We start from the raw sequence: 16,655 nt of genomic DNA, 5'->3' as shown, positions 1-16,655 counted from the left end.
ATCTTGTCTTCATGCTGCTGTATTCCGCAACACGGTGGAAGTTCTCACCGAGACTGACGACCGTCTTATCCTTCAAGATCGGCTTCAGAAACTCTAAATCTTTATAATTCGATGACGTTGTCGATGTAATCACCCGTATATTTTCCTTCACTCCGTCATTCTTTTGCGCTGCCGCTGAGGCATTGAACGGGGTTAGAACGAGCGTAAACACCATACCTAGAGCTATCAATCCTTTTAATCGTTGTACTGCTTGCATGATGAAAATACTCCTCCTTAGAAATCCATTCTCACTACTCTTTTGTTTGCAAAGACATCGTAACAGCGAATTCTAAGGAAAGTATAAAGATAGAATACAATTCTAATTATTTTCCGCTCGTATACCTCGTTCAGTGATTAGGAGCATGTGGAAGGTTATGTTTCAACTCGCGCCTGACCGCCAAATAATGCGATGGAGAATCACCGAATGCACGGCGGAACATCGCAATAAAGCTGCTTGGAGTTCCATAGCCCAGTGCATCAGCAACCATCCCTACAGAATCCCCTTGCGCCAGCATTTCCAGTGCAAGGGTGAGACGAGCCTGTTGGCGCCACTGCGCAAAGGTCAGCCCGGTTTCTGCCAATATTAAGCGGCGCAATGTACGTGGAGATAAAGCTGCCCAAACGGCCCATTCGTTAAGCGTACGATTATCTTCGGGCTGCTGAAGGATCGCGTCCGTTATGCGCAAAAGGCGCGGATCAACCGGTAAGGGCAAATGTAATGGCTCAAGCGGAGCGAGTTTAATCTCATCGAGCAATACCGCGATTATTCTTTCTTGATTAGGTTCTAGGATTTCTTGATCCCTCCAAGACACCGTTCGCTGCACAAGCGCACGCATGAGCTCACTTACATTGATGACACACGGAGTATGTGATAAGTCTCTGCTTATTTCAGGTGTAAGCAGTAAGCTCCAGCCGCTCATGGCTCCACTAACTGTGACCTTATGCGCTACATTCGGCGGAATCCACCCTGCACGGCGAGGAGGAAGCAACCAGGAACCGGTTGCAGTTCGCACATGGATTAGCCCACTTTCCACACAAAAAACTGCCCTCGCCGATGGCTGTGCCAATCGTATTCACGTGTTCCAAGCCGGAAAGGGTTGTCGGAATCATCATTGCCCCAAAAGGCAATTAATGAAGGCCCTTCCAGCCAATCACTCTTATCTACCTCTTCTGAGTTCAGTTTGCAACGCCCCTTTTTTGGCCATTTCTCGTTATTTTTGTCCAATTAGCGTTATCGTACATCGTTAATCCTATTCTAAAATAAAGAACAGACCATGTCTAATTGATTGAATTCACCAGCATACTTTTATGGAGGGATCTCGATGTCATCTAATTCTGTGAATTTGTCTGCCCCAATCGTGTCGTCACCACTGAAAAAAGGCATACCTGCATGGATTGCCGCATTAGTTGCTTGTTTATGCGCCTTTATGGTCGTCATGGACAGTTCGATTGTAAATGTTGCTTTGCCGGCCATGCAAACGGATCTGGGTCTTTCTGTTGCTGAACAGCAATGGGTAATTGATGCCTATTTGCTGACATTAGGCGGTTTTATGCTGCTTGCGGCACGTGCCAGCGACATCTATGGCAGAAGAGTAATACTTCAGTCTGGACTTATCCTATTTACATTAGCCAGCCTCGCCGGCGGACTTGCAACAACAGGCCCCATGTTATTAGCGGCACGTGCTGTACAAGGACTGGGAGGCTCTGTTCTCGCCACATCTACACTAACCGTAATCATTGCTGCATATCCGAGAGGTGCCAAGCAAGATCGGGCGATATCGTTATGGGCAGCCTCTTCCTCTATTGCATCTGCGTTCGGAGTAATGATTGGCGGTGTTCTAACGAGCTTAATCAACTGGCGTTGGGTAATGTTTGTTAATGTTCCGATCGGGGTTGTGCTCAGCGGTATGGTTGCCATTTGCCTACTTCCACAGTCGAAAGAAAATGCTCCCGCCAAGCTGGATATACCTGGAGCTGCTGCAATTACGCTTTCTCTGACGGCCTTTATTTTTGGAATCACACAAACGCTTGAACGGGGTTGGAAATCTCCAGTTGTTCTGTGCTCGTTAGCCGGTGCGCTTGTGCTATTGCTGATGTTCATCGCTATTGAGAAGAACACAGCTGCGCCTTTAATTCGTTTAAGCGTTTTCCGCCACTGGAATGTACGGATTGGCATTTTCATGGTACTTGGACTTGGTGGAGCTCTAACAGCCAACGTGTTATTTTCATCCCTAAGTTTACAGCAAATCAGCGGATACAGTCCGCTGCAAACGGGATTAGCGCTGCTGCCTATGGCGGCCATGCTTGCTATTTCTTCGATTATATCCCGGCCTCTTCGTTCCGCTGGCTTTAAAAGGCTTCCTTTTCTGGGAGGTATCTTGGCCGCTGCAGGATTTGTCTGGTTCAATTGGCTGCCAGCTCATCCCGACTATATTTCTGAGTTCTTGTTTCCAAGTTTACTTGTAGGATGTGGACTAGGCTTGATGCTAATGACCGCCATCCAAGCTGTGCTTGCGGGCATTCCGGCACAGGATACAGGCCTTGCTTCCGGTTTGCAAAATACAGCACGCCAACTTGGTGGCGCGCTTGGTATAGCCATACTTGTGACACTCTCTCATACCGTGACCACGCTACATGTAGAATCTGGGAGTCCTGCCGTATTGGCGCAGCTAGCTGGTTACCATAGTGCATTCCTTGCGGCAGGCGTAATCTGCGGCATATCCGCCTTGATATCGTTATTACTTCGTAGTAACAGAGCCGATTGATAGTGAATACATCGCTAGTGTATGTCATGAACCCGTAATGAAACCAACGGCAGACTTCTTAGAGTTTGTTCGAAGTTTCATTCTTAGAACACGAATAAGCCGCAAGGAAAAATCCTCGCGGCTTCGATATCAATAGTAATGAGTCTTTTCATTACCTCTTTCTTCCCATCAATCCTCTACTCTCCTAAATAACGTTCCTTCAGGACATGTAAATGATGCAGCTCATGCCCCGCGATCGTATAAGCAAGCGCACGCGCCGATATCGTCATATTGTTCGTGGTGCCTGTGCGAAGCGCAGCTTCATCGGTGAGACCGCGCAGCAGCGTCAACGTCGCATGACGGACGGCTTGGTAGTCTTCCAGCAGCTCGGACATTGGCATTGAATCGAAAGTGGAGCCACTCATGAATAGACCCTCATCGAATCCTGGCAGAGGTGTCTGATCCCCTCTCGCAATGCGCAACAGCCGGTACGCCATGACGCGTTCTGTATCCGCGATATGACCGAGCACTTGCTTAATAGACCATTTGCCCGGCGCGTAGCGATATTCCCCTTGCTCCTTCGAGAGGTTCGAGATTAATTTCGTCGTCTGCTCTAGCTGCTCAGCTAGCATCTCCTGCAGATCCCCTGCTGGCATCTGGCTAATGTAATTTGCAAAAGCTTCCCCATACTCTGACGGAAGTGGCTGTGTTAACATGTTGCCCCACGCTCCTTTTCCAAAAATTATATCATATCCCCCCATTATGTGGTACTTGCTATGCGGGCAGCTCAAAATTTGCAAGACCAGCTGTAGGGTAATTGGAAACAAAGCATGTATGACTTTTAACGAGTTGATTTAAACTTTAGATAGCTCCCTTTTTACATGTTATAATTACAAAATTCATAGTAGGCTTATCTTTCATATTTTTATTGGGCTCGTCAATCTCTGAGAACTCGATTAATCCATACTTCTCAAATTCTCGACTTACTGAATTCGAATCATAGAAGAACATTTTGACGCCTTCCATAATCTCAAATCGATCTTTACCCAGTTCTCTGCCCTTGCCATACATGGGAGCCTTTTTTGTAACCGCAGTAAACATCATGTATCCATTGGGTTTTAACTGATTGTAGCAATCTTGAATCAATTTTTCCCGTTCACGACGGTTCAGTAAATGAATCAGGGCGTAGCAGAATATCGCATCATATCGCTTGTTATCAAATGGCATATTGGTCACTGTACCATGATAAATAGTAGCAGTTACCCCGTTTTTCCTAGCTAAATCAATTGCTGTTTTTGATATCTCAATACCTGTCACATGCATTCCGTTATCTGAGAATATCTTTGCATTTCTTCCGTAACCAAAACCAGGTATCAATACGTCCTTCACTTTCTTCTCGAGGAAAAAGTCCTTTGCCATAATAGCAGAATCGGAAGGTTCCAATCCCCACATCATTTGTTTCTCAATAAAGCTTGCTTCCCAGAATTCTGTCATTGCTTTCTCCTCTGTGATGGTTTCAAATGCGATGTAATACAAAAGCATATAATGTATATTGTAGATATCTTATGTCTGTAAATAGACTGTAAAAAACATCTCTGATGAAGTGAGTGTTACTTAACTTCATTAATTGTAAGCATATTGAGTTACTTTAGTAACCTTTTTGTTCTGCAGATGCGCTCTAAAATAGGTTTTGCTTGTGTCATCATATTGAATATACGATACTCTTCGAAGATATTATAGATCTCATTTGTCTATTATTGTACAAATGCGAAGTACGTAAGTCAATTTTCCCTATCTTTGATTTACTTCTTCATTTAGATTACAGGGAGCGAACACGTAATGCGTTGGCTCCCTGTATTATTTAGTCAAATCATTAAATAAAGAAAGTAATTTAGGAGAACGTCAGCTTTCTTCCTTTGGCCAACCGCCCCACAAATGCCCCATATGACCATCTGGATCGCGGAAAGTGAAGCCGTACCCGCCCTGTGGCTTGTACACCATTTCGCCGATTTCGTTCCCTTTCTTCTTTAACTCCTCATACGCTTCATGAATATTGTCTACCTCCAGCGAGATGATTGGCTGATGGTCTCCGCTGCTATTCGTGAAGTCCAGCTTTGGCACCTCTGGGCATCGAATAAGCCCAAGTCCGACTCCCCCGACGTTAAGCCAAGCCTCTTGGTCACCCGGGGAGTATTCGAAAGTGAACGGAATACCGAGTACCTCATTGTACCACCTAACGGAAACCTCTAGATCACGAACCGGCAATGAAACAACTGCATAGTTTTTTATCTTTATTGCCATTATGTATATTCCTCCTTGTTAAATATATTGATTTCAAGGCTTCTGTATTGCGTTATTGTAATCACAATTCCCCATCGGCTTAAAGCTTTGGCGGTGTGCTGAACATGCTATTATGTACCTTTTTACTTGCAAATCATGATTACGTTCCCATTAGGGTCTTTGATATTGAACCAATGTCCGTTTTCAATACCGGTTACCAATTCTACATTCATTGATTTCATGTATTCATAGGACTCTTCAATATCATCTGCAGCGAATTGAACAACTGGGATGTTGAATACGTGTTCTGGTGAATATATCTTGCTGTCTAATACGATATTCGTTTCCCCCTGCATTGGAAGCACATAAATATGGCCAAATAATATTTCTCCATCAGTTGGCAAGCTGAGTAATTTGCAATACCAATCTCTTGCGTTCTCAATATTGCTTACTTAATCAATAACTGGAACGAATACATCTACTTTTCCTGGCCATTCCGGATCTTCAAATTGATAGACCTCGAGTGCAAGTGCCTTCGAATTGTTTTCAAATCCATTGTTTGCAAGGTAAGTGTGGATTTCTTCATAAGGGTCTTTTTCTGTTCTTGTTGTCGCATAGGAATGTGGCGGAGCTGTAAAACCAATCATGCCTTCAGGGATGTCCTCAAGGGAACTTACTTCCATGCAGAAAAAATAAGTAAATAGTACTTCCGATGAGAAGTGCGGACACACATATTCATGTGAATTGATGACGTTTTTGATTTCATGTTTGCGATTCAGAATGATTCTTTTGTAGCTTCAACCCTCTTTGGGTCATGATTCTGAAAACTAGATGTTACTGGAATGCCGATAAATTTTTCCTGGAGGCGAACAATCTCGACTTGGTTTTGGTTCATATTCATTTCTCCTTTGAAATTATTTCGTAAGGCTTTTGAGCCATCTTGAATCTTGATTCAAATCTATCATACTGAGCAAGTTTCCATCTGGATCCTCAAAATCCATTAAATAAAAATCGCCATTGTCACGGATATCAAACACGTTTACTCCATTATTCTTCAGATACTCATGGGCAGAGTGGACATCCTCGGTTAAGAAATTGTAGTACGGAGTGATTAATGAATCTTTATTCATAAAAGTAACAGGCTGCTTTTCATTAACTTGAATAAGACCTAGTACAGTAGCATTATTATGTAATTTCAGTGTTGCGCCCAACCCCCAATTAACGGTTAGCTCAAAACCTAGAACGCTCTCATACCATTGAATGGACTTTTCCAGATTCTTTACTGGAATAAAGATACTTCCGATTTCTCTAATAATAGCACCCATCGAAGTCACCTCATCTGATTGTTGAAAATCTAACAAGTCAGTAATTTAGTTCGCAGTCGTGGTTTTCCCAAATATCAAATAGGTTGCCGTCCAGATCTTCCAATACAAAGAATTTCCCGTACTTCCCCTCATCGCTAATGTTTCCAACTTTCACATCTTCTGATTTCAAATAGGTATGTAAAGACTCAATATCATTTGTGAAAAAGGTAATGAACCATCTCTTCTTATTGTTGATTTCGAATACGGCTCTCGTATCGTTATCACTTTGAATTAAGTCTAATATAGGCCTATTGTGCCTAAACAAACTTAAATATCCTTCCCGCTGGTGTCGAATGTTAAATCCAAAGTGTTTCACATACCATTCTGCTGATTTCTCGATGTTAGCCACAGGAATGACATTGTATGCAATACCAAGGATTTTCCCGTCACTCATCATATTGCCTCCTCTTAGGGTTATTGTCGATTTCCTAAAATTTAGGTCCTTACAATTCCGACTTTATTCCCCATATTCGTTAGACCTGTGCAAGGAATACCTAGAATATGCGTTTTCTTGAGGATCTTTAGGTTCTTCGGCAATTTCATAAAATGTCCCATGTATTTTACGGTGAACAGCCTTATGGCTCCATCGGAACATGTTAGAATGTGTTGGTGTGCTAATGTGAAGTCTTGTTGGTGGGTTTCTTGAGTTATCTCCATCGACTTGCTTTGGAAGAGAGGGGCGCGAATGCTGGCACGTTACGTGAATACTATGATTTCAGAAGTTAGTGCTCAAAATCATTGGTTTCTGGCTAGTTGAGATATTTAATATAATAGAACAATTGTTCCCTTTTGTAAATATAAACAATTTATTTCTTTTCGCACATTTGTCCTTCATTTACCTCTTTAACTCTAAATAATTCATATTATAATCTTCTCCTAAGAAATTCACCTCTCCAGAAAATCCATTAAATCCCCACTTACCATTCACGTTAAGAGTAAAGAGGTATTCTCTTTCCCAACCCTGTAACTTCTCATCATCACCATTATATCCTTCCTTAATGCTTAATCTAGTTTGAGTTTGATCATTTACAAAGTAACTCTTATTGATGACCGCATTTGTTATCGTTATTCCTTTATGAAAGACAGTTGGGTATAATGTGTTCTGTTGAACATACATATCTGACTCTGGATCGGCATCCATATTATGAGTAAATAATATAGATAGAATAATATCAGCATTGTTTCCAAACTCTTCGGTAAAAGACTTCTCTAATTCCTTATACTCCAGTTTTGACACCTTTTCCCTCAACGCTAAATCAATGATCATTTTTTCTTTCTTCTCAACCATTTCAATGGCAGTCTTCATGTCGAAATCAATTGTTTCTTCTTTTATTGGCTGTATTTGTACTGATGATTGACAAGCCGATAAAACAAAATAACTATAATAAATATACATAAGTAGAAACTCCTCATCATTAGCTCTCCCCTACAATTACACTGAATATATATTATAAGTTTGGCCGTGGTCGCGTATTTCAAAATTATAAATCTTCTCCGTAATCAGTCTTACTCCTCTTTGTTCCACTAATCAGCCGGTTAATTCAATAAAACATCAACAAAGCAGTTTAACAGAGCCAAGTAATTGTTACTTGGAATTTCCCGGGCAAGCGCAGAATTCGCTAAAACAAACCATCTACTGACAGAATAGCTCAGATTCGTTTACGCCGAGTTCTTCCAACGCAATTACAAATCATAATGCAGCGAGCTAGAACCTGTAACCCCTGCTCCTCTGCGCCCTTGGATTAGAAGGTTCACCACTATTCGAAAAGGAAAGAGTGCATTCAGATCCCCGAGCGCTGAGGCTACCTCCGCATAGTGCTTAGCAGCTTCTTGCTGTAATTTGCTGTTATTCGAATTGAAATCAAATGAATCGCGGAATATAAAAAACTTTTTTAACTAAACAACATTATTGTTTACATAATAATATTACTGTTAACTTAACGCTGCTTCTCATCACTTTATTCAATTCAGAAAGAGTACTTGATGAAAATGATACCGCAGGATTTGAAGGCATTGCTAGATACCAATTCCCTGCAAGACGTTGTGGGTTTTACTATTTTTATCACGTATTTAGTTGAGGCGGACGATATAGCCGATCCGGATACGATTAATTGGATGAATCGCTTCGGAGACAAGATTGTGGCTCAGCATAAGAATGTAGAAGAAGTTACGAGTTTACCTCAGCTCCTGCTTCAAATGACTGGTAATCACGATTTTACTTCTGACAAGGAGCAGCTTAACAATCTGATAAAGCAAATGCCTCCTACTCTACTGAAGTCCGTCATTAGTGCAAATAAGCAGTATGTCACGATTCAGTTTAAAATAAATCAGGATTTGTCATCGGCTCAGCAGTTGGCGATAATGAATACCATTACACAACAAATTGATGCCGGCGATGGGATCCATGTGAGCCCCGTCGGTACTCAAGTTATGATGCTGCATGGGATCGATAATGTGAGTGCAAATCATATCGTTATCACGATAACAGGTTTAGTGGTTATTTTCATAGGTTTACTATTAGCCTTTAGAAGTTTGTAAAAATGCCCTCCCAAACTCTCAAACAGCATGAACTTCATAATAACGGCTTTTTGCTTGTGTTTCGTTCCAATTTACATATTGCCGGATCATGTTTTTTGGGGCTTGGTAATCGGTTGTGCGCTTTCAGTACTGTTGAATAGTATGATCGGTACGAACGGGAGATCTTTGAAGTTTCAATCTTAGAGTGTGAACAAGCCGCAGGACTAGGAAACAGTCCGTGCGGCTTTTATATTACGATTTGAAGTGATCAAGCCCATTGGGATAGTACTCCTAACCCCAAACAACACCTCGCCTCTCGTATTCCATTCGATATTCAACGGCAGCTGCAATTTTGGCACTTGCGAACCTTTCAGTGATCCAAAGTCCTAAATTAATTCCTGAAGTGACTCCTCTTGCAGTGATAATATCCCCTTGATCAACAATTCTGTAACGAAGAAGCTCTGCCCCGTATTCAATGAGTTCATTTTGCGCCAAATCGTGCATCGTCGCCTTTCGACCATTCAATATACCGGAGGCAGCTATCAGCATACCTCCTGTACAAACTCCAGCAACAATCGTTCCTTCGTTGTGCATCTCGCTAATCAGTTTGGTCAGGGTTCCAAGCTCTGCTTGCTTTCGCGCCCCATGTTCAGCTTTATGATTCCAGCCACCACCAGGTACAATTAACAGATCAGGACGATTATCCATTCGTAAAAAATCATTTAGTTTAAGCGTAACTCCAAACGAAGTAGTAATTTCTTGTTTTGGTTCACATGATATGAGGTCAACCGTGAAAGGAGCCCCTTCTTCTATTGCTCTTTTGAGTACCTCAAAAGGTGCGAAAGAGACAAGCTCTCCGAAGCCGTCAAACAATACAATTTGTATTTTCATTTTTGAACACCGTCCATGTTCGGAAAGAATTTTGTATTCTTCTGCCAGTTCGCTGAGTTCCCATGAATAAAGAAAGGTTCCGTATTAATTTTGTATATAATAATCTTGCCCTCTAAAGCCGTTAAATACCGATAGGAGCCCACAAAGACGAAGCCGATTTTGATCAATAACATGTTCGCCATATGCTTTCATAAATCTATTGGCATAGTCAGCGCTTTTCAAGTTGAATTGTAGAGACCATAGCGCCCAGAAGATATCATAATGCCGATCCCCTACACCGCCATACCCTACATCTATGTATCCATTTCGTTTGTTATCTTGAAGAATTAGGTTCGGTAAGCAATAATCGCCATGTATGATCACTTTGTCTTCTATAGCGTGTTTATATAGAAATACCATATCTTTATATGCGGTTTCGCTACTGGTATACCCCATATACTGAAGAAGGCTCTTTTCTGCCTTCCCTTCCCGATATTTGCGCTCTGCCCGGATGAACATTTCCTCTAGTCCGTTCGTAATAGGGCAATCCGTATGTGCAATTTGATGCAAATGTAGAAGGCTTTCCGCAAATACATCGCATAAATGCTCTGGATGAGCTATAAATTCATCGCTTGCTGCATGTGAACCGGGAATTCGATCGGTTACCAGATAATCATTGGAATCATTGGAACTGTAGTGAAGTACGCTCGGACATATGCCTTTATGATGCAAATAGCTCGTCATGATGGCTTCACGCTGCATTTGTTCTTTTGGAGTTACTTTTAGGAAGACATCGTGGGATTGATTTTTCATGTGATATACTGATGATCTTGCGGTTTTCTTAACGACTGTCACTTCTGCTTCACTGAGGTAGGCTTGTATCTCGATTGGAAAAGTATTATATATGACGGGTTCTACGATAAGGCCCATTCCCGCTTCCCCTCTCCTTATCTATGAAGGTTCCAATGAAATTCACAATGCATTGAAAAGCTTGTTGCTCAGCTCAATAATTGTCGGGAGGAGCGCTTAGTCTTGTCTCCGGTCTAAAATATTTGATATAGAAATGGTGATAATTATATTCTTTAAACCCGAGGCTTTCATATAGCGATTTCGCAAAATTGCCCTTTACCACTTGAAGTATGGCCTTTTCTTCACCACTGCGAATGATTTCATTAACAAGAAATTGCACAAAATCTCTTCCATAACCACGTGATTGATGTTCAATCGAAACCGCAACGATCCCTATTTTATTGCCATCTATTCTTCCTATTGCGACAATCTTATTCTCCACGGTCATGACAAACATATTGTTTTTGTTCTGTGCGTAAATTTCCCGCTCCGATGCTACAGGTTTATAAAAGAACGGTGGGTACATTCCAACACGCTGACGCATATGATAAAAGGCTAATTCGCAAATTCGATCCCACTCATAGTAATCATCATCTTCATAATTTCTTACCACGATGTTGCTTGTAGGAAAGGCTTCGCCGATACGCTCCATCATATAGGATGTAAAGTACAATCGATAACCGTTATTCTCTAGCAGGCCGATGACATCAACGTCACTAGGAGAACAAGTAAAAATGGTATGCTCTACTTTTTCATTATGGACGAGCATTTCTTCATACTGATTTATCAGCATGGTACCGATATGCTCTGCTTCATACTCCTTGCTTACATAGAGAATGGCCTCTGGCTTTCGGCCGAAACCGTTAAATGAAAGGAAACCTACAAGCTTGGTATTCATCAGTGCGACCAGAATATTGTCTTTGTTTCTTTTTTCATCCTGATCCAATCGTTCCAGTAAATAGCTGTCGTGATGTAACAGGTGTTCAATTTGTGCTCTATCTCTTTGGGGGGTATAGGTTTTTATTTCGATTTCTCTCATAACGCTCACCTCGATTCAACTGACCATCTCACTTGGCGGTCTGCTCATTCGGGTGTCAGGTCTATAGTATTTGGTTAGCCAGTGGTACAATGACTTTTCATTGAAACCAAGACTTTCATATAACTTCTTCGCATAATTGCCTTTCACAACCCCCAGCTGCACGATGGTATTGCCACGACGCATGATTTCGTTTACAAGAAATGAAACGAATGGTCTGCCATATCCTTGAGATTGAAGATCATGCCGAACAGAGACATGACTCAGCTCATTGCCATCAATATTTCCAACCCCTGCGATTTCCCCTTCAACAAGAAGCACGTATATGTTGCTTTTGTTATCGAACATGCGCTTTCGTTCATTTTCATTCGGAGGGAAATAATAGGTTGGAAGCATTCCCAGATTATCATGCAACTTGTAAAAAGCGACCTCGATAAGTACATGACAGGTCTCATAATCATCATCTTCATAAGGTCTAACCGAAATATGCTGTTCAGGAAGATAGCCACCTTCCCGCTCCATGATGTGAGACGACCAACTGATGTAGTAAGCATTCTTATACAAAAATTGCAAAGTAGAACGATCGCCATCCTTGCATCCACCCATTGAACGTTCTACGATCTTGTGTGGGGAGAGCAAGTGGTCGACCTTCGCCATGAGGGCAGTTCCAATCCCTTTCCTTCTGTATTCCTCGCTAACATATATCATTGTCTGTGCTTTTCTCTTTATCCCATCAATGGATAGGAAACCTACTGTTATGCCAGTGTAGCGGGCTACAAATATACCATCCGGGAACATTTTCTCGCATCTTAGCAATTCTTTGATCTGCTCATCTCCACACAACATAGCTCTGATTGAATTTTTATCCCTTTCAGGTTGGTATGGTTCTATTATCAGATCTTCCACGCGTACACTCCCTTTCGTTAGACCAGTTGATTTTTGGGAGTGATATTTTACCACATGCATATGTGTATGTACTAGTATTTTTTAACAGTCTTCTGCACGATCAATTCGCAATCTCTATGGATCCTTTCTTAAACTGTCGTCAACTCATGGACAGTGATAAAGGGGCTCTCACTCCTCCAGCCTTTCCACCTAGGGGGACATAATTTAAACTCGCTTCCGTTTGTGAAAAAAGGCAGCTGACCCAAGAAAGTCGGCTGCCGCCAATATTTTTATTACGTTATCGTCCCGTTAGCCAAATCATTCTTCGAGACATGCAACAAGGATTACTACCGCTTCAGGAAGCTCGTGATTTCTGCGCACAGCTCCTTGTGAAACTGAATTCGATCAAAGCCGGGAGGATCCTGTGATGGCAGAAATGATGGTGAACTCATCGAAGGTGGAAATGGGCTCAAAAAGGAAAAGTGTCCGGCATTTTGCACGGTTCTATACTGAACTTTATTTCGATCAGCAACCCCATTCACAATAATTTGCGCGTGAAAAGCGGGGGTATATGGGTCTTTTTCAGCGTCAAGCATCAAAATTGGGACATCAACCATGCGTAACGCTTCTTTGGATTGAAACCATACTGATGCTGGCGCTAGAAGTACGAGCGACTGAATGCGGGAATCTGGTGTGACCTCTATGCGCTGCGGTTGAGCATCTGGTGACTCATGAGGAAATGAAGTAGGTTCTCCACCTGCCGCTGCCAATGCCGTGTAGCCACCGAGAGAATGACCGATAATCGAAACGTCATTCGGGTTCACTTTCCCAGCAAACCTCTCAGTTTCAAAAAACCAGTCGATGGCCATCCGAATGTGACGGGGTCTGTTCGTCAGATTTTGAACCGTACCTTCCAAGCTATTATCATTTCTATTGTTGTATGGGTGTTCAAGCATCCCGACGATAAAACCGTTCCGCGCTAAATGCTGAGCTAACATACGATAGGCGAATGGAGTGCTGCCAGTACCGTGAGAGATCAGCACCAATGGGAACGTTCCTTCCAAGACCTCCGCATCCTTCGCTAACTCGATCGAATAGGGCCCTAATTGTACGACATGCTCATCCGTGCCCGTCGGATACATCACCCACATTGGAAACGTAATACCCAAAGCCTTATCCGATATTTCGACTTTACGGAGTCCTGCGGCCCCCGGCAGTTTAATTTCATTTATGTCCATTTCATGTGCTCCCCCCTAAGATAGTAAGAATTAGACTCGAATAGAATATATAATTTATACTATACGGCAATTCATGTTATCGTGTTGAACTATTTTGCTAAGGTACAGTCGGTTGTTGTGCCGTCTTGTTTACTCTCTTATTTTATTTCACTTGTCCATGATGTACTGCGCTGCATACGGCTAATGAGTTCCCGTCTGGATCAAAAAATCCACTAACTCCATTCATCTTTGCATTCCGAGAACGCAACCCTAATAGCATCTCCTCTACATTGGCTGAGTAGAAGTCAATTACACTATGAGTTACATTCGTATATGTATTCGTAAAAGCAAGCCGCTGTTCATCTTGATTCTCAACCAAGTATAAGTTTGGAACTCCAAGACGTTCGCCTCCATCCAGATAAAGCATGGCCGCCTCCCAATCTTCTTCCGGTTCTCCAAGAACCCTCATGCCAAAGGTTTCGGTATACCAGGCTATCGCTTTTTTCAAATCCGTCACAGGAATTTCTATGCCTGCAACACGCCATACATACGGATGGGATTGTGGAATTGCTTGATTCGCTTCACCTTGTCCGTTTAGTTCAACATTACAAACCCCGAACGAATTGCCGTCACAGTCCCGAAACCCGAATCCTTGACGATTAGGTTCCTGCTCCCAATCAATCTCATTGACATCAACCCCGCGTTCCTTTAAAAACCGATAGTACCCTTTGAGATCATGCGTATAGAGGTCGATGATACTTTGAATATAGCCATGCTTCATATTTTTAAATGTTAATCGGCGGGTATCATCTGTCTTTACGAGGTACATGGAAGGCACTCCAATCGCTCCCGATCCGCCTTGAAAGTGCAGCATTGCCGTTGTCCATTCATCGCTCCATTCCCCTTGAAGTTCAGCACCGAGCATCACACCGTACCATTCAACTGCCCTGAGTAAATCCGATACAGGAATTTCAATTGTAGCAATGCGTGGTACAATTGCACGCAGGACTTCTCGTTCGATGTTTTGCCCAAAACCATCATAATTCATGAAATCATCCATTAATACAAACAGCTCCTTTTTAAGCGAATCTTTTGATCTACGAATTCGACTCTCCGCTTTAAGCGAATCTTTTGATCTACGAATTCGACTCTCCGCCGCGTTCATTGATATTTCAAGGATTTCTGCGGTTTCTCTAATCGTAAATCCACCTAAATAGTGAAGCATGGACAATGGTTCCAAAAGCCTCCCAATCTCCAAGTAGAGCCGCTTGCACCCGCTTCATATCATGGCTCACTGTTTATCCTCCTTTTAAGAAGCAGACACACTACATTCGCATTTTCCGTCGGTAATCGCTAAAAAACTACATAAAAACTTCGACATTTATGTTCGAAGTTCATTCTGTGTTCCCCTAATATTCTCATTCCCTAAATTCCGGCATATTCAAACGCGACGTGAAATGATATTTGAATGCGAGTTCTACCATTCGCAGATTGGAGTAAAACAAGTCTTACGCTCTACGTCTCCTAATGTATAAGTGAATATGCTAAGGTACATTTTGAACTTCTTCATTACGAACCGAAATGCCCAATCGCAGTCACAAAGATGAAAAGGAATACCGCCATGGATGCATTAATGACTTCGAACAACATAAGTGGCTTAGACATTTTAGTTGGTGATTTTGGAAAGATACCAGCTAAGTCGATCATGTAGACGATAAAGTATAAGACCGCGATGATTGTCGTAATGAAAATAGCATTCGCATGCGATATCAATAAGAGATAGCACGCAATAAACGACGAAATGCCGAGTAAGATGAGAAACAGATTGAATCCCCAAAACACAATCCCTTTTAATTTGGAAAAATCCCTATTCTCAATCGGCCCTCCCGGAACCAATATCGATAACAACGTAACATTTAAAAACATGAGTAAACTTGCGATGGTCATCATGTTCTGCATCGTTATTCCTTCCTCTCTTCTGTTTGGTTATAAGCGTAACAAGATGAAAGGAGGATGTATTGTAAAAAATCAGCATCAATGATGAAGCTCTATCATTTCTGACCATACCAAACAAAGTGAAGGGTTAATTCATGAGGCGGCTTCTCTAAATCTTTGACGGTTTTGCCTGCGAATTTTTTGGATGTCTTGATGAGGTGCGACTGATCATAGTAGCTAATCTGGATATCTTTTCTCAATCCTTCATTCTCAACAAGCTTTCTGAACTTTATAATATCTCCATAGGCCTTTGGGGTGAGGCCGATCTGTTTCTTGAAGGAACGCTCCAGCGTACTTTCTGAAATTTCAAAACATTTCGCCATCCTCACAATGTTCAAGTTGTCGTACTCTCGTTCTACATACATAAGCATCTCCTCTATACGGCTGGTATCCTTCTTATTCAACGTTAATCGATGCAACAAATAATGATTGATTGCTGTGATCTATTGTTCCACGTCTTTACAGCCTATTATCTGTTGGTACAGATCGCCTAGAAGAGGATCCACTTCGTCGACGTGTACGATTCGCTCTGTCAATTCAAAGCTGGGTACATAAAAAAGTTGTATAAACCCTAAAGGAGTCAGTGAAATGCCAATTTGATATAAATGTTGTCCATATCGGACATGTTTGGCTCTCTTCATTTGCCCAATCACAACCGCATTGGGGATTGTTACTTTCCTCTTCTCTTCCACCATACGATAAGGAGAAGCATAATTAAATATGATATTGATATGTCCGAGCGGCATAATTATATCCTCTTTCTTGTCGTCATCGAGATGGGTGAAATCAACGACCCAGACATAGTCTACCAACTTCTGTAAAGCGTTTGTAGTTTTAAAAGTTTGAATCATCGAAAGCA

The 16,655-nt window shown here is 42.0% G+C and carries 20 protein-coding genes and 1 pseudogene; 2 read left to right on the top strand and 19 right to left on the bottom strand.

Annotation, left to right across the window (positions count from 1 at the left end; translation table 11 throughout):
- Nucleotides 1-256, bottom strand: a pseudogene (locus AZ66_RS17995) (erythromycin esterase family protein); the annotation flags it as partial.
- Nucleotides 257-386: 130 nt separating this feature from the next.
- Nucleotides 387-1,073, bottom strand: a complete 687-nt coding sequence (locus AZ66_RS17990) for an AraC family transcriptional regulator (protein WP_197081728.1) — start codon at nucleotides 1,071-1,073, stop codon at nucleotides 387-389.
- A gap of 288 nt (nucleotides 1,074-1,361) precedes the next feature.
- On the opposite strand from AZ66_RS17990, the gene AZ66_RS17985 reads away from it, so the two are divergent.
- On the top strand, nucleotides 1,362-2,804 hold the full coding sequence (locus tag AZ66_RS17985) for an MFS transporter (protein WP_044356093.1): 1,443 nt from the start codon (nucleotides 1,362-1,364) through the stop codon (nucleotides 2,802-2,804).
- Nucleotides 2,805-2,980: 176 nt separating this feature from the next.
- Here the strand turns inward: AZ66_RS17985 and AZ66_RS17980 are convergent, their stop codons facing one another.
- From AZ66_RS17980 to AZ66_RS17945, 8 genes are all read right to left on the bottom strand, one after another.
- The gene (locus AZ66_RS17980; protein WP_044356092.1) at nucleotides 2,981-3,499 is read right to left on the bottom strand and encodes a DinB family protein; all 519 of its coding nucleotides are present in this window, start codon (nucleotides 3,497-3,499) and stop codon (nucleotides 2,981-2,983) included.
- Between the two features lie 145 nt (nucleotides 3,500-3,644).
- On the bottom strand, nucleotides 3,645-4,277 hold the full coding sequence (locus AZ66_RS17975; RefSeq protein ID WP_044356091.1) for a class I SAM-dependent methyltransferase: 633 nt from the start codon (nucleotides 4,275-4,277) through the stop codon (nucleotides 3,645-3,647).
- 408 nt (nucleotides 4,278-4,685) lie between these two features.
- Nucleotides 4,686-5,084, bottom strand: a complete 399-nt coding sequence (locus tag AZ66_RS17970) for a VOC family protein (RefSeq protein ID WP_044356090.1) — start codon at nucleotides 5,082-5,084, stop codon at nucleotides 4,686-4,688.
- 122 nt (nucleotides 5,085-5,206) lie between these two features.
- The gene (locus tag AZ66_RS31950) at nucleotides 5,207-5,506 is read right to left on the bottom strand and encodes a VOC family protein (RefSeq protein WP_197081729.1); all 300 of its coding nucleotides are present in this window, start codon (nucleotides 5,504-5,506) and stop codon (nucleotides 5,207-5,209) included.
- A 9-nt stretch (nucleotides 5,507-5,515) separates the two neighbouring features.
- On the bottom strand, nucleotides 5,516-5,842 hold the full coding sequence (locus tag AZ66_RS32805; protein WP_021255700.1) for a GyrI-like domain-containing protein: 327 nt from the start codon (nucleotides 5,840-5,842) through the stop codon (nucleotides 5,516-5,518).
- A gap of 135 nt (nucleotides 5,843-5,977) precedes the next feature.
- Nucleotides 5,978-6,388, bottom strand: a complete 411-nt coding sequence (locus tag AZ66_RS17955) for a VOC family protein (RefSeq protein WP_044356088.1) — start codon at nucleotides 6,386-6,388, stop codon at nucleotides 5,978-5,980.
- A gap of 37 nt (nucleotides 6,389-6,425) precedes the next feature.
- A complete protein-coding gene (locus tag AZ66_RS17950) occupies nucleotides 6,426-6,821 on the bottom strand; it encodes a VOC family protein (protein ID WP_044356087.1) in 396 nt (131 codons plus the stop codon).
- A gap of 441 nt (nucleotides 6,822-7,262) precedes the next feature.
- Complete coding sequence (locus AZ66_RS17945; RefSeq protein WP_231586933.1) at nucleotides 7,263-7,823, bottom strand: hypothetical protein; 561 nt, start codon at nucleotides 7,821-7,823, stop codon at nucleotides 7,263-7,265.
- Nucleotides 7,824-8,410: 587 nt separating this feature from the next.
- On the opposite strand from AZ66_RS17945, the gene AZ66_RS17940 reads away from it, so the two are divergent.
- On the top strand, nucleotides 8,411-8,965 hold the full coding sequence (locus tag AZ66_RS17940) for an MMPL family transporter (protein WP_044356086.1): 555 nt from the start codon (nucleotides 8,411-8,413) through the stop codon (nucleotides 8,963-8,965).
- Nucleotides 8,966-9,235: 270 nt separating this feature from the next.
- On the opposite strand, the gene AZ66_RS17935 is transcribed toward AZ66_RS17940, so the two are convergent.
- The 9 genes from AZ66_RS17935 to AZ66_RS17895 form a co-directional block, all read right to left on the bottom strand.
- On the bottom strand, nucleotides 9,236-9,835 hold the full coding sequence (locus AZ66_RS17935; protein ID WP_044356085.1) for a DJ-1/PfpI family protein: 600 nt from the start codon (nucleotides 9,833-9,835) through the stop codon (nucleotides 9,236-9,238).
- A gap of 84 nt (nucleotides 9,836-9,919) precedes the next feature.
- Nucleotides 9,920-10,744: an aminoglycoside 3'-phosphotransferase gene (locus AZ66_RS29965; protein ID WP_052648599.1), complete on the bottom strand. Its 825-nt coding sequence runs from the start codon at nucleotides 10,742-10,744 to the stop codon at nucleotides 9,920-9,922.
- A gap of 73 nt (nucleotides 10,745-10,817) precedes the next feature.
- The gene (locus AZ66_RS17925) at nucleotides 10,818-11,702 is read right to left on the bottom strand and encodes a GNAT family N-acetyltransferase (protein ID WP_044356084.1); all 885 of its coding nucleotides are present in this window, start codon (nucleotides 11,700-11,702) and stop codon (nucleotides 10,818-10,820) included.
- Between the two features lie 15 nt (nucleotides 11,703-11,717).
- Entirely contained in the window at nucleotides 11,718-12,497 is a 780-nt protein-coding gene (locus tag AZ66_RS17920; protein ID WP_269433106.1) for a GNAT family N-acetyltransferase, read from the bottom strand.
- A gap of 434 nt (nucleotides 12,498-12,931) precedes the next feature.
- Nucleotides 12,932-13,822: an alpha/beta hydrolase family protein gene (locus AZ66_RS17915; protein WP_044356082.1), complete on the bottom strand. Its 891-nt coding sequence runs from the start codon at nucleotides 13,820-13,822 to the stop codon at nucleotides 12,932-12,934.
- A gap of 142 nt (nucleotides 13,823-13,964) precedes the next feature.
- The gene (locus tag AZ66_RS29960) at nucleotides 13,965-14,861 is read right to left on the bottom strand and encodes a VOC family protein (protein WP_231586931.1); all 897 of its coding nucleotides are present in this window, start codon (nucleotides 14,859-14,861) and stop codon (nucleotides 13,965-13,967) included.
- 509 nt (nucleotides 14,862-15,370) lie between these two features.
- A complete protein-coding gene (locus tag AZ66_RS17905) occupies nucleotides 15,371-15,760 on the bottom strand; it encodes a hypothetical protein (protein ID WP_044356081.1) in 390 nt (129 codons plus the stop codon).
- A 92-nt stretch (nucleotides 15,761-15,852) separates the two neighbouring features.
- On the bottom strand, nucleotides 15,853-16,161 hold the full coding sequence (locus tag AZ66_RS17900) for a helix-turn-helix domain-containing protein (RefSeq protein ID WP_044356080.1): 309 nt from the start codon (nucleotides 16,159-16,161) through the stop codon (nucleotides 15,853-15,855).
- Nucleotides 16,162-16,239: 78 nt separating this feature from the next.
- Nucleotides 16,240-16,655: DUF6597 domain-containing transcriptional factor (locus AZ66_RS17895; RefSeq protein ID WP_044356079.1), on the bottom strand; the 416-nt coding region annotated here is incomplete at its 5' end.

Origin of the sequence: Paenibacillus sp. E194 (assembly GCF_000935845.1) — a bacterium.
Taxonomy (GTDB): Bacteria; Bacillota; Bacilli; order Paenibacillales; family Paenibacillaceae; genus Paenibacillus_B; species Paenibacillus_B alvei_B.
This window is presented reverse-complemented; position numbering and strand designations above follow the sequence as displayed.

Bases quoted from the DNA above. Each gene is read 5' to 3' on its own strand.
- AZ66_RS17985 (WP_044356093.1), top strand. From the start codon at position 1,362: ATGTCATCTAATTCTGTGAATTTGTCTGCCCCAATCGTGTCGTCACCA.
- AZ66_RS17980 (WP_044356092.1), bottom strand. From the start codon at position 3,499: ATGTTAACACAGCCACTTCCGTCAGAGTATGGGGAAGCTTTTGCAAAT.
- AZ66_RS17975 (WP_044356091.1), bottom strand. From the start codon at position 4,277: ATGACAGAATTCTGGGAAGCAAGCTTTATTGAGAAACAAATGATGTGG.
- AZ66_RS17970 (WP_044356090.1), bottom strand. From the start codon at position 5,084: ATGGCAATAAAGATAAAAAACTATGCAGTTGTTTCATTGCCGGTTCGT.
- AZ66_RS17955 (WP_044356088.1), bottom strand. From the start codon at position 6,388: ATGGGTGCTATTATTAGAGAAATCGGAAGTATCTTTATTCCAGTAAAG.
- AZ66_RS17950 (WP_044356087.1), bottom strand. From the start codon at position 6,821: ATGAGTGACGGGAAAATCCTTGGTATTGCATACAATGTCATTCCTGTG.
- AZ66_RS17945 (WP_231586933.1), bottom strand. From the start codon at position 7,823: ATGTATATTTATTATAGTTATTTTGTTTTATCGGCTTGTCAATCATCA.
- AZ66_RS17940 (WP_044356086.1), top strand. From the start codon at position 8,411: ATGAAAATGATACCGCAGGATTTGAAGGCATTGCTAGATACCAATTCC.
- AZ66_RS17935 (WP_044356085.1), bottom strand. From the start codon at position 9,835: ATGAAAATACAAATTGTATTGTTTGACGGCTTCGGAGAGCTTGTCTCT.
- AZ66_RS29965 (WP_052648599.1), bottom strand. From the start codon at position 10,744: ATGGGCCTTATCGTAGAACCCGTCATATATAATACTTTTCCAATCGAG.
- AZ66_RS17925 (WP_044356084.1), bottom strand. From the start codon at position 11,702: ATGAGAGAAATCGAAATAAAAACCTATACCCCCCAAAGAGATAGAGCA.
- AZ66_RS17920 (WP_269433106.1), bottom strand. From the start codon at position 12,497: ATGTTCCCGGATGGTATATTTGTAGCCCGCTACACTGGCATAACAGTA.
- AZ66_RS17915 (WP_044356082.1), bottom strand. From the start codon at position 13,822: ATGGACATAAATGAAATTAAACTGCCGGGGGCCGCAGGACTCCGTAAA.
- AZ66_RS29960 (WP_231586931.1), bottom strand. From the start codon at position 14,861: ATGGATGATTTCATGAATTATGATGGTTTTGGGCAAAACATCGAACGA.
- AZ66_RS17905 (WP_044356081.1), bottom strand. From the start codon at position 15,760: ATGCAGAACATGATGACCATCGCAAGTTTACTCATGTTTTTAAATGTT.
- AZ66_RS17900 (WP_044356080.1), bottom strand. From the start codon at position 16,161: ATGTATGTAGAACGAGAGTACGACAACTTGAACATTGTGAGGATGGCG.